The organism is Mesorhizobium sp. BR1-1-4, assembly GCF_020165375.1.
GTDB classification, from domain to species: domain Bacteria; phylum Pseudomonadota; class Alphaproteobacteria; order Rhizobiales; family Rhizobiaceae; genus Mesorhizobium; species Mesorhizobium australicum.
This window is the reverse complement of the sequence record NZ_JAIUIB010000009.1, coordinates 183,388-209,854: the sequence shown is the minus strand read 5'-3', so window position 1 is coordinate 209,854 and position 26,467 is coordinate 183,388. Positions and strand designations below refer to the sequence as shown.

The 26,467-nt window shown below is 61.8% G+C and carries 28 protein-coding genes; 22 read left to right on the top strand and 6 right to left on the bottom strand.

Annotation, left to right across the window (positions count from 1 at the left end; translation table 11 throughout):
* Positions 1–29 precede the first annotated feature (29 nt).
* Both LB571_RS20880 and LB571_RS20875 read left to right on the top strand, forming a co-directional pair.
* Positions 30–467 (top strand): DUF1489 family protein, encoded by a 438-nt coding sequence (locus LB571_RS20880; RefSeq protein WP_140616375.1) that lies wholly within the window; start codon positions 30–32, stop codon positions 465–467.
* 272 nt (positions 468–739) lie between these two features.
* Positions 740–1,441 (top strand): DnaJ domain-containing protein, encoded by a 702-nt coding sequence (locus LB571_RS20875; RefSeq protein WP_224597615.1) that lies wholly within the window; start codon positions 740–742, stop codon positions 1,439–1,441.
* 46 nt (positions 1,442–1,487) lie between these two features.
* Here the strand turns inward: LB571_RS20875 and LB571_RS20870 are convergent, their stop codons facing one another.
* Positions 1,488–2,909 carry a D-alanyl-D-alanine carboxypeptidase family protein gene (locus LB571_RS20870; RefSeq protein ID WP_140616379.1) on the bottom strand — a complete coding sequence of 474 codons (1,422 nt, stop codon included), beginning with the start codon at positions 2,907–2,909 and terminating at the stop codon, positions 1,488–1,490.
* Positions 2,910–3,193: 284 nt separating this feature from the next.
* On the opposite strand from LB571_RS20870, the gene LB571_RS20865 reads away from it, so the two are divergent.
* From LB571_RS20865 to LB571_RS20845, 5 genes are all read left to right on the top strand, one after another.
* The gene (locus tag LB571_RS20865) at positions 3,194–3,523 is read left to right on the top strand and encodes a phasin family protein (protein ID WP_015317766.1); all 330 of its coding nucleotides are present in this window, start codon (positions 3,194–3,196) and stop codon (positions 3,521–3,523) included.
* Between the two features lie 255 nt (positions 3,524–3,778).
* The gene (gene clpS / locus LB571_RS20860) at positions 3,779–4,108 is read left to right on the top strand and encodes an ATP-dependent Clp protease adapter ClpS (protein WP_010909565.1); all 330 of its coding nucleotides are present in this window, start codon (positions 3,779–3,781) and stop codon (positions 4,106–4,108) included.
* A gap of 6 nt (positions 4,109–4,114) precedes the next feature.
* Entirely contained in the window at positions 4,115–6,583 is a 2,469-nt protein-coding gene (clpA, locus tag LB571_RS20855; RefSeq protein WP_140824591.1) for an ATP-dependent Clp protease ATP-binding subunit ClpA, read from the top strand.
* A gap of 61 nt (positions 6,584–6,644) precedes the next feature.
* Positions 6,645–7,280 (top strand): chloramphenicol phosphotransferase CPT family protein, encoded by a 636-nt coding sequence (locus LB571_RS20850; protein ID WP_140824590.1) that lies wholly within the window; start codon positions 6,645–6,647, stop codon positions 7,278–7,280.
* Positions 7,281–7,372: 92 nt separating this feature from the next.
* The gene (locus LB571_RS20845) at positions 7,373–8,323 is read left to right on the top strand and encodes a phosphatase PAP2 family protein (protein WP_140873804.1); all 951 of its coding nucleotides are present in this window, start codon (positions 7,373–7,375) and stop codon (positions 8,321–8,323) included.
* Here the strand turns inward: LB571_RS20845 and LB571_RS20840 are convergent.
* The 4 genes from LB571_RS20840 to LB571_RS20825 all read right to left on the bottom strand — a co-directional run bounded on the left by LB571_RS20840 (position 8,315) and on the right by LB571_RS20825 (position 11,308).
* Positions 8,315–8,749 (bottom strand): HIT family protein, encoded by a 435-nt coding sequence (locus LB571_RS20840; RefSeq protein WP_140824589.1) that lies wholly within the window; start codon positions 8,747–8,749, stop codon positions 8,315–8,317. The genes LB571_RS20845 and LB571_RS20840 overlap by 9 nt on opposite strands.
* Positions 8,750–8,827: 78 nt before the next feature.
* Positions 8,828–10,048: a GNAT family N-acetyltransferase gene (locus tag LB571_RS20835; RefSeq protein ID WP_140824588.1), complete on the bottom strand. Its 1,221-nt coding sequence runs from the start codon at positions 10,046–10,048 to the stop codon at positions 8,828–8,830.
* 55 nt (positions 10,049–10,103) lie between these two features.
* Positions 10,104–10,832, bottom strand: coding sequence for a glycerophosphodiester phosphodiesterase (locus LB571_RS20830; protein ID WP_015317773.1), 729 nt, complete (start codon positions 10,830–10,832; stop codon positions 10,104–10,106).
* 11 nt (positions 10,833–10,843) lie between these two features.
* Positions 10,844–11,308, bottom strand: coding sequence for a RidA family protein (locus LB571_RS20825; protein WP_140824587.1), 465 nt, complete (start codon positions 11,306–11,308; stop codon positions 10,844–10,846).
* Positions 11,309–11,446: 138 nt separating this feature from the next.
* On the opposite strand from LB571_RS20825, the gene LB571_RS20820 reads away from it, so the two are divergent.
* From LB571_RS20820 to tsf, 5 genes are all read left to right on the top strand, one after another.
* On the top strand, positions 11,447–12,277 hold the full coding sequence (locus tag LB571_RS20820) for a cell envelope integrity EipB family protein (protein WP_140824586.1): 831 nt from the start codon (positions 11,447–11,449) through the stop codon (positions 12,275–12,277).
* A 36-nt stretch (positions 12,278–12,313) separates the two neighbouring features.
* Positions 12,314–12,592 (top strand): DUF4031 domain-containing protein, encoded by a 279-nt coding sequence (locus LB571_RS20815; RefSeq protein WP_140616396.1) that lies wholly within the window; start codon positions 12,314–12,316, stop codon positions 12,590–12,592.
* Entirely contained in the window at positions 12,589–13,200 is a 612-nt protein-coding gene (locus LB571_RS20810) for a LysE family translocator (RefSeq protein WP_140824585.1), read from the top strand. The genes LB571_RS20815 and LB571_RS20810 overlap by 4 nt, the downstream gene beginning before the upstream one ends.
* 177 nt (positions 13,201–13,377) lie before the next feature.
* Positions 13,378–14,160, top strand: coding sequence for a 30S ribosomal protein S2 (rpsB, locus tag LB571_RS20805; protein WP_140824584.1), 783 nt, complete (start codon positions 13,378–13,380; stop codon positions 14,158–14,160).
* Between the two features lie 108 nt (positions 14,161–14,268).
* Positions 14,269–15,189, top strand: coding sequence for a translation elongation factor Ts (tsf, locus tag LB571_RS20800; RefSeq protein ID WP_015317779.1), 921 nt, complete (start codon positions 14,269–14,271; stop codon positions 15,187–15,189).
* A gap of 4 nt (positions 15,190–15,193) precedes the next feature.
* Here tsf and LB571_RS20795 read toward each other — a convergent pair whose 3' ends face one another.
* Positions 15,194–16,138, bottom strand: coding sequence for a LysR family transcriptional regulator (locus LB571_RS20795; RefSeq protein ID WP_140664123.1), 945 nt, complete (start codon positions 16,136–16,138; stop codon positions 15,194–15,196).
* A 117-nt stretch (positions 16,139–16,255) separates the two neighbouring features.
* Between LB571_RS20795 and LB571_RS20790 the strand changes: the two genes are divergently transcribed.
* The 10 genes from LB571_RS20790 (at position 16,256) to fabZ (ending at position 26,462) form a co-directional block, all read left to right on the top strand.
* Positions 16,256–16,783 (top strand): nuclear transport factor 2 family protein, encoded by a 528-nt coding sequence (locus tag LB571_RS20790; protein ID WP_140824583.1) that lies wholly within the window; start codon positions 16,256–16,258, stop codon positions 16,781–16,783.
* Positions 16,784–16,818: 35 nt separating this feature from the next.
* Positions 16,819–17,928 (top strand): aldo/keto reductase, encoded by a 1,110-nt coding sequence (locus LB571_RS20785; protein WP_015317782.1) that lies wholly within the window; start codon positions 16,819–16,821, stop codon positions 17,926–17,928.
* 150 nt (positions 17,929–18,078) lie between these two features.
* Entirely contained in the window at positions 18,079–18,801 is a 723-nt protein-coding gene (gene pyrH / locus LB571_RS20780; protein WP_015317783.1) for a UMP kinase, read from the top strand.
* Positions 18,802–18,909: 108 nt separating this feature from the next.
* Entirely contained in the window at positions 18,910–19,464 is a 555-nt protein-coding gene (gene frr, locus LB571_RS20775) for a ribosome recycling factor (RefSeq protein WP_015317784.1), read from the top strand.
* 32 nt (positions 19,465–19,496) lie between these two features.
* Positions 19,497–20,231 (top strand): isoprenyl transferase, encoded by a 735-nt coding sequence (locus tag LB571_RS20770; protein WP_140664120.1) that lies wholly within the window; start codon positions 19,497–19,499, stop codon positions 20,229–20,231.
* On the top strand, positions 20,228–21,043 hold the full coding sequence (locus LB571_RS20765; RefSeq protein WP_140664117.1) for a phosphatidate cytidylyltransferase: 816 nt from the start codon (positions 20,228–20,230) through the stop codon (positions 21,041–21,043). The genes LB571_RS20770 and LB571_RS20765 overlap by 4 nt, the downstream gene beginning before the upstream one ends.
* 94 nt (positions 21,044–21,137) lie before the next feature.
* Positions 21,138–22,280, top strand: coding sequence for an RIP metalloprotease RseP (rseP, locus tag LB571_RS20760; RefSeq protein WP_140664114.1), 1,143 nt, complete (start codon positions 21,138–21,140; stop codon positions 22,278–22,280).
* 217 nt (positions 22,281–22,497) lie between these two features.
* Positions 22,498–24,873 (top strand): outer membrane protein assembly factor BamA, encoded by a 2,376-nt coding sequence (gene bamA, locus LB571_RS20755; RefSeq protein WP_224597604.1) that lies wholly within the window; start codon positions 22,498–22,500, stop codon positions 24,871–24,873.
* Positions 24,874–24,946: 73 nt separating this feature from the next.
* A complete protein-coding gene (lpxD, locus tag LB571_RS20750; protein ID WP_015317789.1) occupies positions 24,947–26,002 on the top strand; it encodes a UDP-3-O-(3-hydroxymyristoyl)glucosamine N-acyltransferase in 1,056 nt (351 codons plus the stop codon).
* A complete protein-coding gene (gene fabZ / locus LB571_RS20745; protein WP_015317790.1) occupies positions 25,995–26,462 on the top strand; it encodes a 3-hydroxyacyl-ACP dehydratase FabZ in 468 nt (155 codons plus the stop codon). Before lpxD ends, fabZ begins: the two co-directional genes overlap by 8 nt.
* Positions 26,463–26,467 lie beyond the last annotated feature (5 nt).

Here is a 26,467-nt window from a genome sequence, read left to right as displayed (position 1 = left end):
GTCCCGGCGCTCCGGACTAACCTTGGGCGATGGCTCTCAATCTCCTAAAGCTTTGCGTCGGTTGCGACAGTGTCGAGGATCTCGAAGAGTGGATCGCCTTCCGTCTTGACGAGCGCCGCCGTGCCGGCGAACCAGCCGAACACTGGCACACCACCCGCATGATGCCGACACGTGGCGACGAGGTCACCGATGGCGGTTCGCTCTACTGGGTGATCAAGGGCAGCGTGCAGTGCCGCCAGTTGATCACGGAAATCCGGCCGTTCACCGATGACGACGGCATCGGCCGCTGCCATTTGATGCTCGACCCCGAGGTGGTGCGCACCGACTGGCAGCCGCGCCGCGCCTTCCAGGGCTGGCGTTACCTGAAGCCGGCGGACGCCCCGGCCGACCTCGGCAAGGGCAAGGCGGGATTGGTCGAGATGCCGCCGAAACTCAGGCGCGAGCTGGCCGACCTCGGCCTGCTCTAGGGCTTGAGCGAAGGATTGCCTGCTGCCGCGCCCGCGTTTTCTGGCCCTCAATCTTGCCCCGGGCTGGACTTGCAAGCGACGCGACGACGCCACATCTTGAAATCCATGCGCGATGAAGAACTGTCGACACAGGCCGCTGCGCTTTGGAGGATCAGTTCGCATGATGGTCCTCCTCCCGGCCCGGTTAAAGGCCATGATTCTGGCGCAGGAAAAATGTTGAAGGACATCACGCGGCTGTCCGAGCGGACAGGACCCCTGCGGGGCGGTGCGAAATGTTAGGCGCAATTATCATTGTGGTCGCGTTGTTGCTGGTGCTGCTGGGGGTAGCCACAGCCTTTCTCCGCGCGGATCCGGCGCAACTCGCAAGCGGAATGAGAAAATTGGGACCGATCCTGCTGGCGCTGGTCGGCGGCGCCGTGCTCCTGGTCGGGCGCCAAGGCATCGGCGGCATCATCCTGTTCGTGGCAATCGCCTGGTACGGCGCCACGCATACGGGCCGGCCAAAGGCCAGGCCGCGTGCTGGAAAACGCTCAACCGTGCGGACGGCGGCACTCGAGATGGAACTCGATCACAATACTGGCGGCCTGGAAGGACTGGTTCTGGCCGGCCGCCACGATGGCAAGATGCTTGGCTCGATGACCCTTGCGCAATTGCAGCATCTCTACCGTGAACTCTCCGGCGATCCGGAGAGCCGGCAGTTGCTAGAGACGTATCTTGACGGCAGATTTCCCGTCTGGCGCAAATACGCTGAGACGAATGGTGGCGAAAGGCTGGGTGTTGCGCCAGGTTCGGGCGCCATGACTAAGGAGGAGGCCTACAAGGTCCTTGGTCTTGAAGCGGGGGCCGCCGCGGCGGATGTCCGCAAGGCGCACCGCCGCCTGATGCAGCGCCTGCACCCCGATGTCGGCGGCACGTCTTTCCTGGCGGCGCGGATTAACGAAGCCAAGGACGTCTTGCTCTCCAATCACAACTAGTCTCCTTCGACGCAAAAATTTTCCGGGAGATATCTTCCACGCAGTCCTATTGCTGGACGGCGTAGCACTCGATTTTCTTCTTCTTCAAAGCGGTGCAGGCCTTCCAGGCGGCATCCTTGGACCCAAAGCCGCCGAAGCGAGCGCGGTAGTAGGTGGCGCCGTCCTTGTCGAAAGCGACGGTGAAGCCGGAAGCGTTGGCCAGCACCTTGGGAGCCTGCTTGGTGGTCTTGTCGAGGAAAGCCTGGGCTTCGGACTGCTTCGGCGAGGAGGCAACCTGGATGGCCCAGCCTGACGGAACCGACGCGGTGCTGACCGGATCAACGGCCGGGGTGGGCTCGGCATAGGCGGCCACGACCTGGGCGGTGGCGACCTTGGGAGCGGAGACGATGACCGTCTTTACCTTCTTTGCCGGGACAACCAGCTTGGGTGCCTCCGCCTCGGCTGTATCCTCGTCCTCGCTGTCGCCCTGGGCAACGGTCGCGTCGTCGGCGACGGCCGTATCGGCTTCCGCCACGGCCACCGGCTTTTCGTCCGGGGTCGGCGCATCATGCTTGGGCAGGAGAACCTTTGCAAGTGCGCTGATGGGGTTGCTGTCCGCCTTGGCAACGAGGTCGCCGCCACCGCGGGTCGAGGCCCTCGGCAGATAGGTGTTGATCAGGCCTGCCATCTGGTTGTCTCGGCTGCCGCCCGACGTGCCGCCCATGACAACGGCGACCAGGCGGCGGTTGCCGTCATTAACGGAGGAGACGAGATTGAAGCCGGAGGCGCGGGTATAGCCGGTCTTGATGCCGTCGACGCCCTTGATGCGTCCGAGCAGACGGTTATGGCCATTGATGCGCTGGCGACCGTAGAGAAAGGATCGCTGCGCGAAATAGCCGTAGTACTGGGGAAAATGTTCCCTGAGCGCAATGCCGAGCGTGGCCATGTCGCGCGCGGTGGTGAACTGTCCCGGATCCGGCAGGCCGTTGGCGTTGCGGAAGACCGTGCCGTTCATGCCAAGCTGCCGCGCCTTGGCCGTCATCATGCGGGCGAAGTTGGTTTCGTTGCCGCCGAGCATTTCGCCGAGCGCGGTCGCCGAGTCGTTGGCCGACTTCGTCACGATCGACAGGATCGCGGTCTCGACCGCCACCGATCCACCAGGCTTCACGCCGAGCTTGGTCGGCGCCTCGGCTGACGCATGTGCCGAAAACACGACTGGCGAGTTTCTGCTGATCTTGCCCTTCGCCATCGCTTCAAAGGTCAGATAGAGCGTCATCATCTTGGTCAGCGAAGCGGGATAGCGCCGGCCATCGGCATTAGCCGAGTACAGAACCTTGCCGGTTTTGGCATCGACGACGATGGCCGCGGATTTCGCCGCGAGCGACGAGGCGACGTCCGCGACGACGAAGGTCATCGCCATGGCGAGGATCATGATCGTTTTAAGAGGGAACGCGGATTTGGAAACGAAGCCCGACAACGCCTGACGCACTGGTAGTTCCTTTGAATTTCTCGTTGCGCTGGAGGCGGCAAAGGGATCCTGCCTCACTTCTGGCCAAGCTAGCGGGGCAGCGTTACCAATCCGTTTATGGTAACCGCCGCGTTCACCATTTTCTGGGGGTTTGAGCCTTCCTTTATTCGAATTTTAGCCATTGCCGCTGCCCGCGGGGTCGCGAGTCCCCGACTTCTTGACTTTTGTGCGCTGCACAATATATATTATGCATTGCACAACGGCGCTCGGGGCAGGGCGCGTCAACCGTCCAGGGAGAGTACGAAATGACCCAGACCTATGAGGACTTCAGCAAATACGGCAAGGAGTTCGCCGACACCGGATTGAAGAGCTTCGCCTCCTTGTCCAAGGGCGCGCAGGCGATCGCCACCGAGGCCGGCGAATACACCAAGAAGAGCTTCGAAGCCGGCAGCGTCGCGTGCGAGAAGCTGTTCTCGGCCAAGTCGCTGGACAAGGCGATCGAGATTCAATCCGACTATGCCAAGCAGTCCTACGAGGCGTTCGTCGCCGAGGCTACCAAGATTGGCGACCTCTATGCCGAACTCGCCAAAGAGGCCTACAAGCCGTTCGAATCGATCGTTGCCAAGGCGAAGTAATTTTTCGCCCGTGAATTAAAATCCGGCCCTTTGGGCGCGGGACAAAACCCGACCGCGGAAACGCGGCCGGGTTTTTTCATGCCAGCGCTTCACGATTGCGAAAAACCGCCAGGTTGGCCACCTAGCCATATTGTCAGCTAACCAGAAGGGCTTAAAATCGTCCATCGAACACCTACATGTTGAACTCGCATGAGGATTCGAAAGAGGCAGGATTACGTGACGATCGGTTTGACTGCCACGATACAAGTGGCGCGGATGCAAAACGGCGGCGGCGACGGCAATGAGGCCGGCCGCGGGACGGCCGTCATCACGCGCACCAAAACCAAAACCAAGAAGCCCAGCCTTTACCGGGTCCTCATCCTCAACGACGACTACACTCCGATGGAGTTCGTGGTTCACGTGCTGGAACGTTTTTTCCAGAAGGACCGCGAAGCCGCCACACGCATCATGCTTCATGTTCACAATCATGGAGTGGGCGAGTGCGGGGTCTATACATTCGAGGTGGCCGAGACCAAAGTGTCTCAGGTCATGGATTTCGCCCGACAGAATCAGCATCCGCTGCAATGCGTGATGGAGAAGAAGTGAGGTAACATGCCGGCTTTCTCCCAAGGCCTGGAAAAGGCGCTTCACCAGGCGCTGACGCTCGCCAATGAGCGCCACCATGAATATGCAACACTTGAACATTTGCTGCTCGCGCTCATCGACGACACCGAGGCGGCCGCCGTCATGCGCGCCTGCAACGTCGATCTCGACGAGCTGAAGCATACCGTTCTCACCTATATCGATACCGAGCTCGACAATCTGGTTACCGGCTACGACGAGGACTCTAAGCCGACCGCCGGCTTCCAGCGCGTCATCCAGCGCGCGGTGATCCATGTGCAGTCATCGGGTCGCGAGGAAGTGTCTGGTGCCAACGTGCTCGTGGCGATCTTCGCCGAGCGCGAAAGCCATGCCGCTTATTTCCTGCAGGAACAGCAGATGACCCGCTACGACGCGGTCAACTACATCTCGCACGGCATCGCCAAGCGTCCGGGCGCGTCGGAGAGCCGCAGCCCGCGCGGTGCCGATGACGAGCAGGGCGGCCCGAACGGCGCCGAGCCACAGGAGGAGGGCGGCAAGAAGAAGCAGCAGCAGGACGCGCTGACCGCTTATTGCGTCAACCTCAACAACAAGGCCAAGGCCGGCAAGATCGATCCGCTGATCGGCCGCGAAGGCGAGATCAACCGCACCATCCAGGTGCTGTGCCGCCGTTCCAAGAACAACCCGCTCTATGTCGGTGACCCCGGTGTCGGCAAGACGGCGATCGCCGAAGGGTTGGCCAAGCGCATCGTCGAGGGCGACGTGCCGGAAGTGCTGCACAATGCCACCATCTTCGCGCTCGACATGGGCACGCTGTTGGCCGGCACGCGCTATCGTGGCGATTTCGAGGAACGGCTGAAGCAGGTCGTCAAGGAACTCGAGGATTATCCGGGTGCCGTGCTGTTCATCGACGAGATCCATACGGTGATCGGCGCCGGCGCCACTTCTGGCGGCGCCATGGATGCGTCGAACCTGTTGAAGCCGGCGCTGTCTTCCGGTGCGATCCGCTGCATCGGTTCGACCACCTACAAGGAGTTCCGCCAATTCTTCGAGAAGGACCGTGCCTTGGTGCGGCGCTTCCAGAAGATCGACGTCAATGAGCCGACCGTCGAGGACGCCATCGAGATCATGAAGGGCCTGAAGCCCTATTATGAGGAATTTCACAAGGTGAAGTTCACCAACGAGGCGATCAAGGCCTCGGTGGAACTGTCGGCGCGCTACATCAACGACCGCAAGCTGCCGGACAAGGCGATCGACGTGATCGACGAGACCGGCGCCTCGCAGATGCTGGTGCCGGAAGCCAAGCGCAAGAAGACGATCGGCATCAAGGAGATCGAAGCGACGATCGCCACCATGGCGCGTATTCCGCCGAAGACGGTTTCGGCCGATGACGAGAAGGTGCTGCAGGGCCTGGACATTGAGCTCAAGCGCGTCGTCTACGGCCAGGACACCGCCATTACGGCGCTGACCTCGGCGATCAAGCTGGCACGGGCCGGCCTGCGCGAACCGGAAAAGCCGATCGGCTCGTACCTGTTCTCGGGCCCGACCGGCGTCGGCAAGACGGAGGTCGCCAAGCAGTTGGCCGCCTCGCTCGGCGTCGAACTGATCCGCTTCGACATGTCGGAATATATGGAACGCCACACCGTCTCGCGGCTGATCGGCGCGCCTCCCGGCTATGTCGGTTTCGACCAAGGCGGCCTTTTGACCGACGGTGTCGACCAGCATCCGCACTGCGTGCTGCTTCTCGACGAGGTCGAGAAGGCGCATCCGGACCTGTTCAACATCCTGTTGCAGGTGATGGACCACGGCAAGCTGACCGACCACAATGGCAAGCAGATCGACTTCCGCAATGTCATCCTGATCATGACCACCAATGCGGGCGCATCCGATGCGCAGCGCGCGGCGATCGGTTTCGGTTCGACCAAGCGCGAAGGCGACGATGTCGAGGCGATCAACCGGCTGTTCACGCCGGAATTCCGCAACCGTCTCGACGCGATCATCCCGTTCGGCTCGCTGCCGGTGCCGGTGATCCATCAGGTGGTGCAGAAGTTCGTCATGCAGCTGGAAGCCCAGCTCTCCGAGCGCGGCGTCACCTTCGACCTGTCGCCGGACGCGATCGCCTGGCTTGCCGACAAGGGTTATGACGAACGCATGGGCGCGCGTCCACTTGGCCGCGTCATCCAGGAGCACATCAAGAAGCCGCTGGCCGACGAGGTGCTGTTCGGCAAGCTGAAGAAGGGCGGCACGGTGCGCGTCACCGTCGAGAAGAAGGAAACCGGCGAGACCGGCCTGAAGCTCGAATCGCTCGCCGACGAGGCACCGGTGAAGCCGAAGAAGGAAGAGCCCGAAGACGCGCCGAAGCCGCCCAAGGCGGTGGCCAAGAAGCCCGCGGCCAAGAAGGCCGTGGCGCAGAAGCCGGAGCCCAAGGGCAAGGACGGCGGCAAGCGCAGCCTTGTGCCCCAATTGCCCCGCAAAGGCTGAACAGTCACCCCCTCGAAAAGCCCCGGCAACGGGGCTTTTTTCGTTGGAGAAGAGGCGATCCATGGTCGGGCAAATCATCATCCTGAACGGCGCGCCGCGATCGGGAAAATCAAGCACCGTCCAGGCCATTCAGGAGCATTTCGATGGCGTCTGGATGAATCTCGGCGTGGATGTTTTCGAGCTGGCCACGCCGCCACGATGCCGGCCTGGAATAGGACTGCGGCCGGGCGGCGAGCGTCCGGACCTCGAGGGCCTTGTGCCGGAATTATACGCCGCTCTCTACGAGTCGATCGCCGCCCACAGCCGGCTGGGACTGAACGTCGTGGCGGATGTTGGTCACCACGACGCCTATTCGAAGCCCTTTGATTGCCTTGCCGACTGTGCTCGTCGTCTCGTCGGCCTTCCGGTACTATTTGTGGGTATTCGCTGCCCGATCGGAATCATCATGCAGAGGCGTGCCGCCACTGCGACGGCGAGGGGGTATGTGACCGGCTCGCCTGACGATCCCGTGCCGTTGCCGGTGCGCCTGTGGCAAGAGGAGGTGCACCGGCCAGGCGTATACGATCTGGAAGTCGACACGTCGCTGCTGACGCCTGCACAATGCGCGGATGCGATCCGCAAACGGCTGCGGCAACATGCAGAGCATCCGACGGCGTTTGAGAAGCTTTCGGCTGTCTCCACGACCAAACCATTCTGATCACGCGTCCTGGCGGGCGATGGGAATGGATTTCAGCCGGCTGACGGTTGTGTTTTCATTCTGAATTAACGACCTTCGTGCAGATTTGACGAATGGTTCTCCTCCCTGCAGAACGCACGATATTGGCGGCTACCCTGGCGCTGGTGGCGGTTTGCCTTTTTCTTGTTTGGGAGAAAGGAACCGTCGTCTCGCTCGACGGATATATTCCTTCCGTTTATTTTGCCGTTCTCTTGACAATCATCGGCCAGTTCTACCGTCGGGTCCGCAAGGCGGAGCGCGTTGCCCTCACCACACACATTCTGGCGCTGTTCATCGCCTATTCCGTGCCTGCCGCCCTTTTCAACATACTGTTGCTGCCGCGGCCATCGGAGCCGATCGACGCCATGCTTGTCCGGATGGATTCGTGGCTGGGATATTCCTGGCCGGGCTTTTGCGCCTGGATTGCGCAATATCCCCGCCTCTCGGATTTGCTTCGGCAAATCTACAACCTGACGCTGGCCCAGTTGCTGTTCACGTTTCTCTTCCTCGGCATGGCGAACGACCGGCGCCGCCTGCATGCGGCCGCATTGGGGACAGTAATAGCATCACTGGCGACCATATTCTGCTGGGCGCTGTTCCCGTCCGCCGGCGCCGCAGGCTACTGGACGCTGGCGCCGGAGGTGGACCGTATTGTCCGGCCGGTCGTAAGCTCGGCTTATGGCACGGAATTGAATCGCCTGTTCGCCGAGGGCGTACCGGATGTTTCCAGCCTGAAAGTAACCGGTCTCATTGGGTTTCCCTCGTTTCATACCGTCATGGCGCTGATTTCGCTGATCGCGATCTGGCCCTACAGGCCGATGCGTTTTGCATTGATCCTGATCAGTGCCGCCTTGTTGCCTGCGATCCTCATCCAAGGCGGGCACAATCTGATGGATGTGTTCGGTGGAACGACGATCACGCTGATATCCTGGCGGCTCGGGTTAATGGTTTTCGATACGCAACTGCGCAATCTCCGCGGAAGTCCGCAGGTGCTGGCAACCGCTGAAAGCCAGGCGTCAGGATAACGCCAACGCCGCTTTTATCCGGCGGGCGTTCTCAGCCAGCACCTCAGGCTTCTCTATTTCGCCCGAATGCGGCTTCAGCGGGATGCCATCGAAACGCGGAATGACGTGGACGTGGAGGTGATAGACAGTCTGCCCCGAAGCAGGCTCGTTGAATTGAATGATGGTGACACCGTCGGCGTCGAAGGCTTTTTTGACCGCTCGGGCCACTTTCTGAACAACCGTGAAAAGCGGGCCGAAGGTCAACGGATCGGCGTCGAGCAAGTTGCGCGACGGCGCTTTCGGCACCACCAGCGTATGGCCGGGTCCTTGCGGCATCACATCCATGAAAGCCACGACGGCTTCGTCCTCGTAAACGCGATGCGAGGGGATCTCTCCGCGCAGGATCTTTGCGAAGATGTTGCCGGTATTATAGGCGGCCTCAATCATGGCAAACGCTCCGAAGTGTGCCTTGCCGTCCGGTGTAGCGAAGCGACCTGCGAGCAGCAAGGCGAAGCTGCGGTGCGATCAACCGAGGTCGCCAATATCCTTGCGGAACGGGGTATGCTCTTCCAGATATTCGCCCATCCGCTCCACTTCGCGCCGCTCGCGCCTGAGATAGTCGGCGACCGCGTTGCGCAGGCCAGGATGGGAAATGTAGTGGGCCGAATGCATGGTCACCGGCCGGTAGCCGCGCGCCAGCTTGTGTTCGCCTTGCGCGCCTGCCTCGACCACCTTCAGCTTGCGTTCGATGGCGAAGTCGATGGCCTGGTGATAGCAAACCTCGAAATGCAGGTAGGGGTGATCCTCGATGCAGCCCCAGTTGCGGCCGTAGAGCGCGTCGGAACCGATGAAGTTGATGGCGCCGGCAATATAGCGCCCGTTGCGCCTGGCCATCACCAGCAGGATGTCGTCCGCCATGCGTTCGCCGATCAACGAGAAGAACTGGCGGTTCAGGTAGGGGCGGCCCCATTTGCGGCTGCCGGTGTCCATATAGAAGGCGAAGAAATCGTCCCAGGCCTTTTCGGTCAGGTCCTTTCCGGTCAGCCAGTCGATCGAGATGCCATCGGCCAGCGCCTCGCGCCGTTCCTTCCTCATCGCCTTGCGTTTGCGTGAGGCAAGCGTGGCGAGGAAGTCGTCATAGGTTGAAAAGCCTTCGTTGAAGAAATGGAATTGCTGGTCGGTGCGATGCAGGAAGCCCGCGGCTTCCAGCGTCGCGACGTCGCTCTCCTGCACGAAGGTGACATGCGCAGAGGAGACGCCGAGCTTGTCGGTCACCATTTTGAGACCGGCCGCAAGCCCAGCCTTCACCGCATCCTGATCCTCGCCTTTGCCGACCAGCAGGCGAGGGCCGGTGACGGGGGTGAACGGCACGGCACTTTGCAGTTTTGGATAGTAACGGCCGCCGGCGCGCTCGAAGGCATCCGACCAGCCGTGATCGAACACGTATTCGCCCTGGCTGTGCGACTTGAGATAACAGGGAACGGCGCCGAGGAGCCTGCCTTGCGCGGTCTCCAGCCGCAGGTGATGACCTTGCCAGCCGGTGCGCCGCACCGCACAGCCGGAATCCTCAAGAGCGCTCAAAAAAGCGAATGAAACGAGCGGGTTGTACCCGGCCTCCGTGTCGCCACGCGTGGTTCCGGAAAAGCCGTTCCATTCGTCGCAGGTAAAGGCACCGATGCCGGCGGCGATGCGGATCGAATAGTCCGCATTCGCCATTTGCCCGTCGCCGTCATCACCCTGATCCATGAGGCTTATTTAAGCTCCATTCGGGCCGCTACAAGTCACGTTTCGGGCACCCTGTTCAGGCGACTTCGACCAGGTCGGGTTCGAACCCTTCGAACGTCATCTGGTCGGCGTATCTAAAGGTCAGGTCGATCGCGGGCTGATCATGCACCGTCCAGGTGATGACAGGCATTTTGAGCTTTTCGCGCACGAAGCTGACAAACGGGTTCGGCAAGTCGCCTGCGGCATACGACGTAAAGGCGAGTTCGTGCGCCAGCATGGCGAAATGTGCTTCGATCAGCTTGGCGTCCTTGCCATAGGCGGTCAATCCAGCCGGGATGCCGGGCGCGTGTTTGGGGAAATCGCGGATCAGCCAGTGATCGAATGACATGATCGCCGCCTTGCCCTTGTAGCGCTTGAGCATCTTGCCGACGCGCGCCACCAGGCCTTCGTCGCGACCGGGAGTTCCTTTCAGTTCGACCACCATGGGCACGCGACCATCGACGAGGTCGAGTGCTTCCTGCAACGTCGGCACGTGATCCGCCGTGCCGCCAACCTTGAGCGCGGTAAGTTCGGCCGCGCTGCGTTGCCAGACGAAACCGTCCTGCCCGGTCAGCCGTTGCAAATCGTCGTCATGGATCACGACGGGGATGCCGTCCGACGACAGATGCACGTCGCATTCGATCGCGTAGCCGCGTTCGGCCGCGGCAGCGAAGGCGGAAAGCGTGTTTTCCCAGCGCGTCTTGTTCATGTCGTGAAAGCCGCGATGGGCAACGGGCCGGGCGGTCAGCCAGGATAGGTCTGTCATGGTGTTCGGGCTCACTCGACTTCGAAGATCGCTTCGATTTCCACTGCGGCATTAAGCGGCAGGGAGGCGGTACCGACGGCCGAGCGGGCGTGCTTGCCGCGCTCGCCAAGGGCGGCGACCAGGAAATCGGAGGCGCCGTTGGCAACCAGATGCTGCTCGACGAAGTCTGCGGCGGAGGCGACGAAGACGGTGATCTTCACCAGGCGGCGAATTTTCTCGAGGTCGCCGAGCGCGGCCTTGGCCTGTGCCAGAATGTTGATCGCGCAGTATTTTGCCGCGTCCTTGCCGGTGGCGGTGTCGACATCGCGGCCGAGCAGGCCGCTCGCCTGCAGCTTGCCGTCCTTGAGAGGCAATTGTCCGGCGGTGAACAGCAGGCTGCCGGTCCTGCAATAGGGCACGTAGTTGGCGGCTGGTGCGGCGGCAACGGGAAGCGCCACGCCGAGATCACTTAGCCGCTTTTCGATTGTTTCACTCATTGCTTTTCCCTATTGCTGGAAGGTGCCGCGCTGGCCGGGCCGAAATTGCTATTTTTGCCTCGCTTCCGCCACGACTTTTTTTAAGCTGGACCATCTTTCCCTGCGGCCTGCCATCAGCCGCGACGATCGGAGTACCTCATGCGCGCGACGCGCCTTGCATTCCACGCCGTTCTGTTGTCGGCGCTTTTGCCAACAGGCGCCGCTGTCGCCGCACCGGCGCTGCAGGCGCATCGCGCCGTCTATGATCTCACGCTCAAGAAGGCGGATGATCGGTCCGGCATCACCGGCATCACCGGCCGCATGGTCTACGAGTTCAATGGCTCGGCCTGCGAAGGCTATACGGTGAAATTCCGTTTCGTCACCCAGATCGCCACCAACGACAACACGAAGCTGACCGACCAGCAGACGACGACTTTCGAGGATGCCGAAGGCAAGACCTTTTCATTCGTGACGAAATCCTTTGTCGACCAGAACCTCGACAAGGAGGTCAGGGGTATGGCCACGAAAGACGCGAAGGGCCTCAAGGTCGACATCGACAAGCCGGAGAAGAACAGTCTCGAACTCGCCGCCACCCAGTTTCCGACCCAGCACCTGGTCGAGCTGATCGGAAAGGCCGAAAAAGGCGAAAACTTCTATCAGACCAACCTGTTTGATGGTTCGGAAGACGCCAACAAGGTGATGACGACCACCGTCGTCGTCGGCAAGAAGAGCGAGGCCGACAAGGCCGATCCGGAGGCGCCGGCATTGGCGAAGCTTGCCACCGACAAATACTGGCCGGTCGACATCGCCTATTTCGACGACAGCGCCCAGAACGGCGAGGAAGTGCCGGAATACCGGATCAGCTTCAAGCTGCACGAGAACGGCATCACCCGTGATCTCGTCATGGACTATGGCGACTTCTCGATGACCGGCAAGCTGGTCAACCTATCGCTGTTCGACCAGACAAAGCCTTGCCCAGTATCGAAATAGCAGGGTCGGGCAATTGAGCTGGCCGTGGCGGGCTTGATGGCAGTCTATGTAGATGCGGCGATCTGGAAATGGGCCGGCCATCTCTGGTGCCATCTCCTAGCCGACGACACCGACGAATTGCATCGCTTTGCGGCGGAACTCGGCATCAAGCGCTCGTCCTACCAGGGCCCGCCTAAGACATCCGCTCCGCACTATGACATAACCGGCTTCGAGCGCGACCGTGCGGTGCGGCTGGGCGCCATCGAGTGCAGCCGCGAGCAGATCGTCGCCATCTTCCGGCGCGTGCGGGTGCCCAACGGAAAGTCCAAGCGATGACACCAACGGCATTCCTGGCATATTGCGCCGCTGTGACGCTCGCCGCCGCCACGCCGGGGCCGGCAATGTTCGCGGTCATCACCAACGGCGTGTCGCGTGGGTTCCTGCGGGCCTTCATGGCAGGCCTTGGGGTCGCCGCCGGCGATGCCGTGCTCGTCACTCTGGCGCTGCTGGGGTTGGTGGCCCTGGCTCAGACCTTCGAATGGATCTTCCTCCTGTTGAAATATGCCGGCGCCGCCTATCTGATCTTTCTCGGCGTCAGGATGTGGCGGGCCTCGGTCGCGCAATCGAATGAGCCGCGGACGGGGCAGGCGAAATTGTCCCGATCCTTCCTGCTCGGCGCGTTCATAGCGCTCGGAAACCCGAAGGCGATCCTGTTCCATGCCTCGATCATGCCGCTGATTCTCGACCTCGACACGATGACCTTTTTCGATGGCCTGCTGGTGGTGGCTACCGTCATCAGCGCCAATATCGTGACGATGGGGGTCTATGCCGCGCTCGCGGGCCGGGCTTCGGGCTGGTTCAGGACACCCTGGCGCATGCGGCTGATGAACAGGTTCGCCGGCAGCGCCATGATCGGCACCGGAGCGCTGATTGCCGCACGCTAGGCGTTAAAGCGCCGCCCCGCTTGCGTTTGTCGGACTTCCCCTCTATATGCGCGCTCATTCCACACACGGACTTTGGTGTCTGCCCGGGAGAAATCCGGCTGAGACCTCCGGTGGCGTTCGAGGACCTCGGTCCAAAAATGCCTGTGTCCGTGGAGGCTAACCGGAAAGGAACTTAGAATGGCACTGCCTGATTTCAGCATGCGCCAGCTTTTGGAAGCTGGCATTCACTTCGGCCACCAGACCCACCGCTGGAACCCGAAGATGGCGTCCTACATCTACGGCGCCCGCAACAACATCCACATCATCGACCTCTCGCAGACGGTGCCTTTGCTGCACCAGGCGCTGAAGCAGGTTTCCGACACCGTCGCCAAGGGCGGCCGCGTGCTGTTCGTCGGCACCAAGCGCCAGGCGTCGGACATCGTTGCCGATGCGGCACAGCGTTCGGCCCAGTACTACGTCAACTCGCGTTGGCTCGGCGGCATGCTGACCAACTGGAAGACGATCTCGAACTCGATCCAGCGCCTGCGCAAGCTCGACGAGATGCTGGCCGGCGAAGCGCAAGGGTTGACCAAGAAGGAACGCCTGAACCTCGATCGCGAGCGCGAGAAGCTCGACAAGGCGCTCGGCGGTATCAAGGACATGGGCTCGACGCCCGACCTGATGTTCGTGATCGACACCAACAAGGAGGCGATTGCCATCCTCGAGGCCAAGCGCCTGGGCATCCCGGTCGTCGCCATCATCGATTCGAACTGCGATCCGGACAAGATCGATTTCCCGATCCCCGGCAATGACGACGCGGCCCGCGCCATCCAGCTTTATTGCGATCTGATCGCCAAGGCCGCCATCGACGGCATCGCCCGTCAGCAGGGCGCGCTCGGCATGGATATCGGCGCTTCGGTCGAAGCTCCGATCGAACCGGCGCTCGATCCGGCTCCGGCGTCGGAAGCCCCCGAGGCTTGACAATCGAAGGCCGGTTGCGGCCTTCATCTTTCTCATATTTTGGCACGCTAAACAGACGCACCATCGAATACCGATGGTGCGTCGGTGCATTTAAACAAAGAGGCGACAATGAGCATTTCGGCTGCACAGGTCAAAGAACTCCGCGACTTGACCGGCGCGGGCATGATGGACTGCAAGGCGGCGTTGAACGAGACCAACGGCAACTTGGAAGAGGCCGTTGACTGGCTGCGCAAGAAGGGTATCTCCAAGGCCGACAAGAAGGCCGGCCGTACGGCAGCCGAAGGTCTGATCGGCGTCGACAACGGTGTGCGTGAAGCTGCCGTGGTCGAGGTGAATTCCGAGACCGACTTCGTCGCCCGCAATGCCGCCTTCCAGGAAATCGTCGCCAACGTCGCCAAGGTGGCGCTTGCCTATGGCACGACCGAAGCGGTCGCCGCCGCCAAATATCCGGGCTCCGACAAGTCGGTCACCGACACCATCAAGGACGCGGTCGGCACTATCGGCGAGAACATGGGCTTCCGCCGCTCGGCCAAGCTCACCGTTCCGCATGGCGCGGTTGCGACCTATGTCCACAACGCTGTTGCCGATGGTCTCGGCAAGCTCGGTGTGCTGGTCGCGATCGAGACCACGGGCAACGAGCATGCCGCCAATGCCTTTGGCCGCCAGGTCGCCATGCATGTCGCCGCCACCAACCCGATGGCGCTGACCGCCGAGCAGATCGATCCGGCCGCGGTCGAGCGCGAGAAGGCAATCTTCTCCGATCAGGCGCGCCAGTCCGGCAAGCCGGAAGCCATCATCGAGAAGATGGTCGAGGGTCGCCTGCGCAAGTTCTATGAGGAAGTCGTGCTCCTGAAGCAGGCCTTCGTGCTCAATCCCGACATCACCGTCGAGAAGGCGCTGCAGGATGCCGAAAAGGAAATCGGCGCGCCGGCCAAGATCACGGCCTATTTGCGCTTCGCCCTTGGCGAGGGCATCGAGAAGGAAGAGACGGATTTCGCCGCGGAAGTCGCGGCGGCGGTCAAGAAGTAACTTCTTACCGGTCCATTTCGCCTGTGTTTTTTCGGCCGGACATCCGCTGGGATGCCCGGCCGATTTCGTTCGCGGTGTCGATAAAGGCCCTGAGTTTGGGCGCCATCGCCGCGCGACGCGGAAAGTAGAGGAAAAGGCCGGGTTCCTCGATCGCTGATTGCGGCAGAACCTGCACCAGGCGACCGGCCGCGAGATCGGCGCGCGCCAGCGGCTCGAACATATAGGCAAGGCCCACTCCGGCGAGAGCCAGGTCGATTGCCGCAAGCGAATCCGTCACGATGGCCGTACCGCTGGTTTCCATGACCACGTCCTTGCCGTCCCAGGTCAAATCCCAGCGATAGAGAGCACCGGAGCGAACGAGACGGTATCCGATGCAATTGTGGTTCGCGAGATCGGCCACGCTGCGCGGACGGCCATGTCGCCCGATATAGGCGGGCGAGGCGACGATAACGGCTTTGAAGGGCTGCGTCAGTCGGATGGCCACCATGTCCTGGGCGATCATCTCGCCGAGCCGGATGCCGGCGTCAAAACCTTCGCCGACGATATCGACCAACCCTTGATCGGCAAAAATCTCGACCGTGATGTCGGGATATCGCTCGGCCATCGCCGCCACGACCGGCGTCACCGCCAACGGCATTGCAATGTTGGAGGCGTTGATCCTGAGCAGCCCGGACGGCCTGCCCTTGACGCTGCGAATACGATCCATCCGCTCGGCGATATCCTGGAGGGCAGGGGCCGCCGTTTCCACCAGCGCCTTGCCGGCCTCGGTGAGCGAAACGCTGCGCGTGGTGCGCGCAAACAGCGGCTGACCGATCCGCTCCTCGACGAGGCGCACTGCATGGCTGACCGCCGAAGGGCTCATGCCCAGTTCGGCCGCGGCAAGGGCAAAACCGCCGCGCCGGGCGACCGCAATGATGACAGGCAGATGGCTGAGCAGATCCCGGTCCATTCATGAACAGTATCGCATAGTCTTTGCGGACAATGCAATCTTATCGACGCCGAGGCAGAGGTTCACATTGTCGCCAACACATCGGCGATCGGGCTGATGGTATCGAGGAGAAGAGACATGAACGCCTTGAAACACGCTACCTTCGCCGCAGGGCTTGCCTTGGCGCCGCTCGACGCCGGCGGGGCCGAGCCGATGGGCTGGCAGGCGCTTGCCGATGACCGCGCCATCATCCGCATCGTCGACGCCATCGACCGCGCGGTCGACGCGCAGGACTGGAAACGCGCGCGCAGCTATTTCGCGGATAGGGTCACCGCCGACTTCAGCAGCCTGTCCGGGCAGCCCGCGGCCAACATCGCCTCCGACGATCTGATCGGCGCCTGGGCCGGCAATCTCAAAGGCAGCAAGACCAGCCTGCATCTGCGCACCAATCACCAGGTCGTCCTTGAAGCGGACACGGCGACCGTTCTGTCGAACGGCTACGCCTGGAACCGGATGGAGGGTAATGGCGACCCGCTCTGGGAGGTCTGGGGCACGTATGAGCATCACCTCACGCGCTCCGCGGCTGGCTGGAAGGTCGATGGCTTCACCTTCCGCATGACGCATGAGCGCGGCAATCCCTGGGTCAAGGCGACACCTGGCCAATGACGCCCGTATCAACCCGACCGAGATCGGAAAAGACAATGACGATGAGCTACTACACACTCGGCAACAGCGGCCTGCGCGTCAGCCGGCTGGCACTGGGCACGATGACTTTCGGGACGGAATGGGGCTGGGGCGCGGACCGGGATACGGCGCGCGCGATGTTCGACGCCTATGTCGAGGCCGGAGGCAATTTCTTCGACACCGCCGACCTTTACACCGGCGGCACGGCCGAGACCTGGCTCGGTGAATTCGTGGCCGAGCGGGGCTTGCGCGACAAGGCGGTGATCGCCACCAAATTCACCATGAACTCGAACCCCGGCAATCCGAACGCCGGCGGCAATGGCCGCAAGAACATCATGCGTGCCGTCGACGCATCGCTGAAGCGGCTGGGTACCGACTATATCGATCTCTATCTCATGCATATCTGGGACAGGCTGACGCCGGCCGAAGAAGTGCTGCGTACGCTCGACGATCTGGTTCGGGCAGGCAAGATACGTCACATCGGCCTGTCCGACGTGCCGGCCTGGTATGCCGGGCGGGCGCAGGCGATCGCCGAACTGCGCGGCTATGAGCCGATCTCGGCGTTGCAGCTTGAATACTCCCTGGCGGAGCGTGCCATCGAGCATGAATTCGTGCCGTTCGGGACACGCCATGGCGCCGGCATCATGGTCTGGAGCCCGCTGGCAAGCGGACTGCTAAGTGGCAAATACCGCCCGGCGCAGGCGGGCAATGCCGGCCGGCTCGACGGCTTCCGCAACACCACCCACCCAGGCTTCCAGAAATTCAGCGAGCACAACTGGGCTGTGGTGGCGGAGCTGGAGAAAGTCGCCGCCGAACTCGGCCGCGGCATGGCTCAGGTCGCGCTGAACTGGGTGGCGACTCAGCCAGGAGTTGCCACCGTCATTCTCGGAGCAACGCGGCTTTCGCAGCTGCAGGATAATCTTGCGGCGCTCGATTTCTCCATACCGCCCGCGCTTCGCCAGCGCCTGGACAAGGTGAGCGGCACGCCGGCACCGTTCCCGCATTCTTATTTCGGTCCCGAGATCCAGGTCCGTGTCGCGGGCGGTGTCGTGACCGGCGACAAGCCGTCAGGCTACGCATTGCCGGTCGTGGTCGAAGGCGAGGCGGTTGCCATCAGCAGCAACTGATCCAGAAAGCCTGGAATTTTGCACAAGGGCGCGGCGTGACATCGCCGCGCCCTTCGTGTATCCGGTCAACCCGTCATGACAGCACCGCCGGGCGAAGCAGGGGGCGTTTTCGCCTTCAGAGCTTGCCACGCCGGAATTTCGAGGAACCAGATGACGGTCAAGCCCCGCTACCGACGTGTTCTGCTGAAAGCTTCGGGCGAAGCGTTGATGGGCGAACAACATTTCGGCATCGACGTCTCGGTCGTCGACCGCATCGCCGGCGACATTGCCGAGGCCCGTGCGCTGGGCATCGAGGTGGGTGTCGTTATCGGCGGCGGCAATATCTTTCGCGGCGTGGCGGTCGCCTCCAAGGGAGGCGACCGCGTTACCGGCGATCACATGGGCATGCTTGCCACGGTCATCAATTCGCTGGCGTTGCGCACGTCGCTGAACAAGATCGGTGTCGATGCCGTCGTGCTGTCCGCAATTGCCATGCCCGAGCTTTGCGAGAGTTTTTCGCAGCGCCAGGCGACCGCCTACATGAACCAGGGCAAGGTGGTGATCTTCGCCGGCGGCACCGGCAATCCGTTCTTCACCACTGATTCGGCGGCGGCACTTCGCGCGGCCGAAATCGGCGCCGACGCGCTGTTCAAGGGTACACAGGTTGACGGCGTCTATTCGGCCGACCCGAAAAAGGACCCGAATGCGACACGTTTCGAGCGCATCAGCCACGCCGAAGTCATAAATCGCGGCCTTTCCATCATGGATACCGCTGCGATTGCACTTGCGCGCGAAAACAACATTCCGATAATCGTCTATTCGATCCACGAAAAGGGTGGTTTCGGCGATATTCTAAGGGGCGGCGGCCGCTGCACGGTCGTCGCGGACGAATGATCGGGGCCGATCCCTGGAAGGGGAAACCGGCTTTCGAAAATCAGGCTCGAACACGGGGCCCTTGCCCCGAAGCAGTGAACCCGCGGCAGACGGGTCGAGGAGACTAAGATGAGTGGTGAGTACGACGATCTGAAGCGGCGCATGGATGGGGCCATCGCCGCGTTCAAGCATGACCTGGCTTCGCTGCGGACCGGTCGCGCCTCCAGCAACCTGCTCGATGCGATCCAGGTGCAGGCCTATGGCACCACCATGCCGATCAACCAGGTGGCCAACGTTTCGGTGCCGGAGCCGCGCATGATCTCGGTCTCGGTCTGGGACAAATCGATGGTCGGCGCGGTCGACCGCGCGATCCGGGAATCCAATCTGGGCTTCAACCCGATCGTCGATGGCACCAATCTGAGGATTCCGCTGCCGGAGCTCAACGAACAGCGCCGCAAGGAACTGGTCAAGATCTCGCACGGCTACGCAGAGAACGCCCGTGTCGCCGCGCGCCATGTGCGCCGCGACGGCATGGATTTCCTGAAGAAGGCGGAGAAGGACGGCGACATCAGCGAGGACGATCAGCGCAAGCGTTCCGACCAGGTCCAGAAACTTACCGACGAAACCATCAGCACCATCGATCATCTGCTTTCCGACAAGGAAGCTGAAATCATGCAGGTTTAGGGTTGGCCCTTGGCTGACCCGAAAGCGAGATCATGACAACGCCCGCGCATGTCGCGATCATCATGGATGGAAATGGACGCTGGGCCAAGGCGCGCGGTATGCCGAGGCTCGCCGGTCATCGCGCCGGCGTCGAGGCCCTGCGCAAGGCGGTGCGCGCCGCCCCGGGTCTCGGCATCTCCTTCCTGACCGTCTACGCTTTCTCGTCGGAGAACTGGTCGCGGCCGAAGTCCGAGGTCAGCGACCTTATGGGTCTGTTGAAGCTGTTCATCCGTCGCGACCTTGCCGAGCTGCACCAGAGCGGCGTACGGGTCAGGATCATCGGCGACCGCACAGGGCTGCAGGCGGACATCAGAGGGCTGCTCGACGAGGCCGAATCGCTGACGATCCACAACACCTCGCTGACGCTGGTGATCGCCTTCAATTACGGCGGGCGCGACGAGATCGTCCGCACGGCGCGCAAGCTTGCGGCGGCCGTGGCCCGCGGCGAAATGGACAGCGAGGCTATATCGGCTGAAAGCTTTGCCGGCTCTCTCGACACGCAAGGCATTCCCGATCCGGAGCTGGTCATCCGCACCAGCGGCGAACTGCGCCTGTCCAACTTCCTCTTGTGGCAGGCCGCCTACAGCGAACTCGTCTTCCTGCCGTGCTACTGGCCGGATTTCAACCGCGAGCATTTCGCCGAGGCCTTGCGCGAATATGCCGGCCGCGAGCGCCGCTTCGGCGGACTGGGGCCGCAGGACGTCGCTTCGCGGCCGGCCGCGGGATGAGCAACCTTCAGCTGCGCGTCATCTCGGCCGTCGTGCTGGCCATTGTCGCCCTCGGCCTGACCTGGCTCGGTAGCCTGCCGTTCCGGCTGCTGTGCGCCATCATGGCGGCAATGATCTTCTACGAGTGGACACGCATGTCGCGGCCCGCCGCCGCCGACGGGCTTGGTTTTCTGCCGGAAGCGCTGATGGTCCTTTTCGTCGGCGCCTTGATTGCCGGCCTGCCCGCACGGTGGCTGCTGCCGCTCGTCGTGATTCTGGTTGCGACAGCTGCGATCACCGCCGGAGTTCGCAAGATCGGCCAGTGGGACGCCAGCGGCCTTGCCTATGCCTGCATGTCGGGCCTGTCGCTTGCCCTGCTGCGGGACGGCGACCATTCGGGCCTCGTCGCCATCCTGTTCCTGTTCGCGGTCGTCTGGGCAACCGACATTTTTGCCTATTTTGTCGGGCGTGCCGTCGGCGGGCCCAAACTGGCGCCTTCGATCTCGCCCGGCAAGACCCGCAGCGGCGCCCTCGGCGGGGCGGTCGGTGGTGTCGTGGCAGGGCTTCTGCTTGCCGCCTTCGCCGGCGCCGGCAACCTGGCGTTGCTGGGTGTTGTGGCGCTGGTGCTGTCGATCGTCGCCCAGGCCGGCGACCTCTTCGAATCCTGGGTCAAGCGGCGGCACGGCCGCAAGGATTCTGGCGTGCTCATCCCTGGGCATGGCGGCGTAATGGACCGTGTCGACGGGCTTGTCGCGGCCGCTCTTGCCCTATACGTCATCGGCTGGATCGCGGCGGGCGCCGAGCATCCGGCACAGGGGCTGTTTCCCATTTGAACGGTGTCATTCCACGATCTGGCGCGGGCGCCTTGGATTCGCCTGTATTGATGTCACAGTCACGCAGCGACGCGGAAGAACTTGAGGGCCTGAATTGAACGAGATTCTTCACGCGATTTTCAGCACGGAAGGCCTCTTTCTCGGCACGCTCGTGCCGTTTCTCTTCGTTCTGACCGTCGTGGTGTTCGTTCACGAGATGGGCCACTATCTCGTCGGCCGCTGGTGCGGCATCGGGGTCAGGGCCTTCTCAATCGGCTTCGGTCCGGAGCTCATCGGCTTCAACGACAGGCATGGTACGCGCTGGAAGCTTTGCGCCATACCGCTTGGCGGCTATGTCAAGTTTGTCGGCGACATGAACGCCACCTCCAGCCAGCCGACATCGGAAGAACTCGAAACGCTGACCGACGAGGAACGCAAGGTTGCCTTCCACACCCAGGCGATCTGGAAGCGCGCGGCAACGGTGGTGGCCGGGCCGCTGTTCAACTTCCTGCTGACGATCGTCGTCTTTTCCGTGCTGTTTGCCGCCTATGGGCGTTATGTCGCGGAGCCCATGGTGGCGGAGGTTACAACAGACAGTCCCGCGGCCAAGGCCGGCATCTTGCCAGGCGACCGATTCGTCAGCGTTGACGGCAGCAAGGTCGAAACCTTCGGCGACGTGCAGCGGCTGGTCTCGGGCCGCGCCGGCGACACCATCACCTTCGTCATGCTGCGCGGCGGCAAGGAGGTCACGGTGACCGCGTCGCCGCAGCTGATGGAGCAGGAGGACGCGCTCGGCAACAAGGTCAAGGTCGCCGTGATCGGCGTCGTCAACAACAAGGAACTCGGCCAGCCCCGCCTCATCACCTACACCCCGGTCGGAGCCGTTGCGGCGGCCGTTGCGGAAACCGGCCACGTCATCGAGCGCACAGGACAGTTCCTGCAGCGCTTCGCCGTCGGGCGCGAGGACAAGTGCCAGTTGGGTGGCCCGGTCAAGATCGCCGACATGGCCGGCAAGGCGGCCAAACTCGGTTTCGAATGGCTGGTGCAGCTCGTCGCGCTGCTGTCCGTGGGGATAGGCATTCTAAACCTTTTGCCGATTCCCCCCCTCGACGGCGGCCATCTGTTGTTCTACGGGGTGGAGGCCGTCATCCGCCGGCCGGTGTCGGAACGGATGATGGAAATGGCCTATCGGGCCGGTCTGCTTCTGGTGCTGTGCTTCATGGGGTTCGTGTTCTGGAACGATCTCTTTGGGTGCTGAAATCATGAAGGAATTTGGCCTGAGCATGGCGGATGTTGAGACGCCGTTTACCATGCACGGGGATATGAGTGACGCGAAAGCCACGCACCAGGGTTAAGTAAATACAAATTAACCAGAAGCCTTGCGTGTAGGGAAAATCCGGTTAATACGGTAGGGGAAATGACCGCACGTCCGGTTTTCTCGCCGTGGGGACTACGAGAAAAGGTTATTAAGCCCGATGAAGGCAGCATCCAAGTTTCTAAACGCCGCGTCAGCGGCGGCACTGTCCGCCGCTCTGGTCGTACCAGGTGCGCTCGCAGTGCAGTTCGTTGCCACATCGGCGGCCGAAGCCGCGGTCGTAAGCCGGGTGGAGGTGAGCGGCAACCAGCGTGTCGACGCCGATACCATCCGCAACTACATCACCATCAAGCCCGGCAAGGCCTTCTCCAGCTCCGATGTCGATAGCGCGGTCAAGGCGCTGTTCGGCACCGGCCTGTTCTCGGATGTCCAGATCAACCAGGTCGGCTCGACCCTGGTGGTCAAGGTTTCGGAATACAAGGTCGTCAACCAGGTGCTGTTCCAGGGCAACAAGAAGCTCAAGGACAACGCGCTTCAGGCGGCGGTTCAGCTGAAGCCGCGCGGCACGTTCTCTCAGGCTACGCTGGATTCGGATGTCGAGGCGGTCAAGGCCGCCTACAGGCGCATCGGCCGTGACGATGCCGGCGTGACCGCGCAGATCATGGAGCTTGGCGACAACCGCGTGAACGTGGTCTTCCACATCACCGAAGGCGATCGCACGCAGATCGCGGCAATCAATTTCGTCGGCAACAGCGCCTATTCCAGCCGCCGCCTGTCTGATGTGATCAACACCAAGCGCTCGTCCTGGGTCTCGTTCATCCTGCGCGACGACGTCTACGACGAAGACAAGCTGCGCGCCGACCAGGAGCTGCTGCGCCGCTTCTATTACAATCACGGTTATGCCGACTTCCAGGTTGTGTCCGCCGTCGGCGAGCTCGACAATGCGACCAACAAATACACGGTCACCATCACCGTCCAGGAAGGCGAGCGCTACAATTTTGGCGATATCAGCGTCGAAAGCACGATTCCGGAAGTCGACTCCAAGTCGCTGGAATCAGTGGTCGAAACCCGCAAGGGCGATGTCTACAATGCCAAGAACGTCGAAGACTCCATCATTGCGCTGACGGAGAAGGTGGCTGGTTCCGGCTATGCTTTCGCCCAGGTGACACCGCGCGGCGACCGCAACTTCGAGAACCACACGATCTCGGTGGTCTACACCGTCGACCAGGGCACCAAGGCCTATGTCGAGCGCATCGAGATCCGCGGCAACGACCGCACGCGTGACTATGTCATCCGTCGCGAATTCGATGTCAGCGAAGGCGATGCGTTCAACCAGGTGCTCATCCAGCGCGCGAAGAAGCGCCTGGAAGACCTGAATTATTTTGACAAAGTCGACATTTCGACCGTGCCTGGCTCGGCCCCTGATCAAGTCGTGCTGGTGGTCGACGTGGTCGAGAAGTCGACGGGTGAATTCTCGGTTGGCGCCGGCTATTCGACCGGCGGCGATTCGGCTGGACCGTCCGTCGAAGGATCGATCACAGAGCGCAACTTCCTCGGCCGTGGCCAGTTCATCAAGGTGTCGGCTGGTGGCGGCAAGAACTCGCGCGACTACAGCCTATCCTTCACCGAGCCCTATTTCCTCGGGCGGCGCATCGCCGCCGGCTTCGACATTTTCAAGTCGACGCGGCAGTACAAAAACAATTACGACAGCGACACGACCGGCGCGACGATCCGCTTCGGACTGCCGATCACCAACAGCATCACCACCCAGTTGGCGTACAACATCTCGCAAGAGAAGTATAAGGTCGACGACGATTGCGGTGCTACCACCGTTGGAGATCCGGATGGACCTAATTGCACGATTTCACCGGCTATCTTGGATGGTATCGCGCAAAGTCCATGGATCAAGTCGTCGATCAGCCTGGGGCTGGTCTACAACACCATCGACGATATGAAGAACCCACATGAAGGCATCTATGCTAACACCTCGGTTGAATTTGCCGGGGTCGGCGGCGATGCCAAGTTCGTGAAGTTCACAGGACGTGGCAGTGTTTATCAGACGCTTTCGGAGCAGCTTGATCTTGTCGGTCTGATCTCTGCCGGTGCTGGTCACGTTGAGGCTTACGGTGGCGACGGTACTCTGCGCATCTTCGATCAGTTCCAAAGCACGGATCGCATGATCCGGGGCTTTGCTTATGGTGGTATTGGCCCCGTAGATCCGAATACCGGTGACCATCTCGGCGGTACGACTTATTTCAACGCTTCTGCAGAGGCTCAGTTCCCGTTGCCGGTCGTTCCTGAAAGTTTCGGCTTGCGCGGTGCTGTATTCGCAGACGCCGCAACTCTCTACGGCAGTAAGATCGATACGAGTGTCGATCAGGCTTCTCTCGAGATGAAGCTTCGTGCATCGGTCGGCGTCGGGCTGATGTGGGCCTCTCCGTTTGGTCCGATCCGTATCGACTATGCAATCCCGGTCAGGAAGGAAGCGAGCGACGACGTGCAGGAATTCAACTTCGGCATATCGACCCGCTTCTGATCGGCGGCCAACGATGCTCCCGGGTTTTGGATCCGGGAGAAATGTTCCGACCTAGCTGGATATAGCTTCTGGAATGACCGATCCGGTGTTCTTCGCGCCATCACGCCGGTATACGGCGGCCGAAGTCGCGAATCTGACCGGCTCGGTGCTTGTCGATTCCGGCCAATCCGACGTTTTGATCGAAGCGCTGGCGCCGGCCAATGAAGGCGGCGCCAATGCGCTTGTCTTCGTCGACGGCAGGCGTAATTCCGCGCTGATGCCGTCGCTGCGGGCGGCGGCGGTCCTGTGCACGGCCGAATTCGCAAACAAGGCGCCTTCCAGCGTCGCTGTCTTGACTCATCCACGGCCGCAGCAGGCTTTCGCGCTGGTTGGGCGCCTGCTGTTCCCGACAGCCGCCACGCCGGGGCCAATGACGAGTGAAACCGGTGTTTCGCCGCATGCCCATGTCGATCCGACGGCGCATGTCGAAGCCGGGGCTATCATCGAGGCCGGCGCGGTCATCGGGCCTGGTGTCTCGATCGGCAGCGGCACAGTCATTGCGCCCAACGCCGTCATCGGACAGTCCTGCCAGATTGGCCGTGACGGTTATGTCGGGCCGGGCGCCAGTATCCAGTACGCTCTGATCGGCAATCGGGTCATCATCCATGGTGGCGCCAGGATCGGCCAGGACGGCTTTGGTTTTGTCGGCGGCGCCAAGGGGCCGGAGCGTGTTCCACAGATCGGACGCGTCGTCATCCAGGACGATGTCGAGATCGGCTCCAATTCCACCGTCGATCGTGGCGCCATGTCCGATACGATCATCGGGCAAGGCACCAAGATCGACAATCTCGTTCAGATCGCCCATAACGTCCGCATCGGCCGCAATTGTATAGTGGCCGGGCTGTCGGGTATTTCCGGTTCCGTGGTGGTGGGTGACAATGTCACCATGGGCGGCGGTGTCGGGCTTGCGGATCATCTGACGATTGGTACAGGTGCCAAGCTTGCAGCCAGAAGTGGATTTATGAGCAATGTTCCCGCCGGCGAGATCTGGGGTGGCTATCCGGCGCAGCCGATGGCGGAAGCCATGCGAGAGATAGCCATGTTGCGCACGATGGCCAGGGCACGCAAGCAGGGCAAGGACAATGGCTGACATGGTGGCGGCGACAACGCTGGAAGCGGTCGACATATTGGGGCTGATGAAGCTCCTGCCGCACCGCTATCCCTTCCTGATGATCGACCGCATCGTGGACATCGACGGCGACGACTCCGCCATCGGCATCAAGAACGTGACCATAAACGAGCCGCATTTTCAGGGGCATTTCCCGGAGCAGCCGGTGATGCCTGGCGTGCTGATCGTCGAGGCCATGGCCCAGACGGCCGGAGCCATCTGCATCCGCAGCCTCGGGGCATCGAAGCCGTCGCTGGTCTATTTTCTGACCATCGACAACGCCAAATTCCGTAAACCGGTCGTCCCCGGCGACCAGTTGAAGATCCATGTCAAGAAAATCAAGAAGCGCGGCAACCTGCTCAAATTCGCCTGTGAAGCCCTGGTCGAAGGTACCAAGGCGGCCGAGGCCGAGATTTCAGCCATGATGGTCACCGGCGACTGACGATC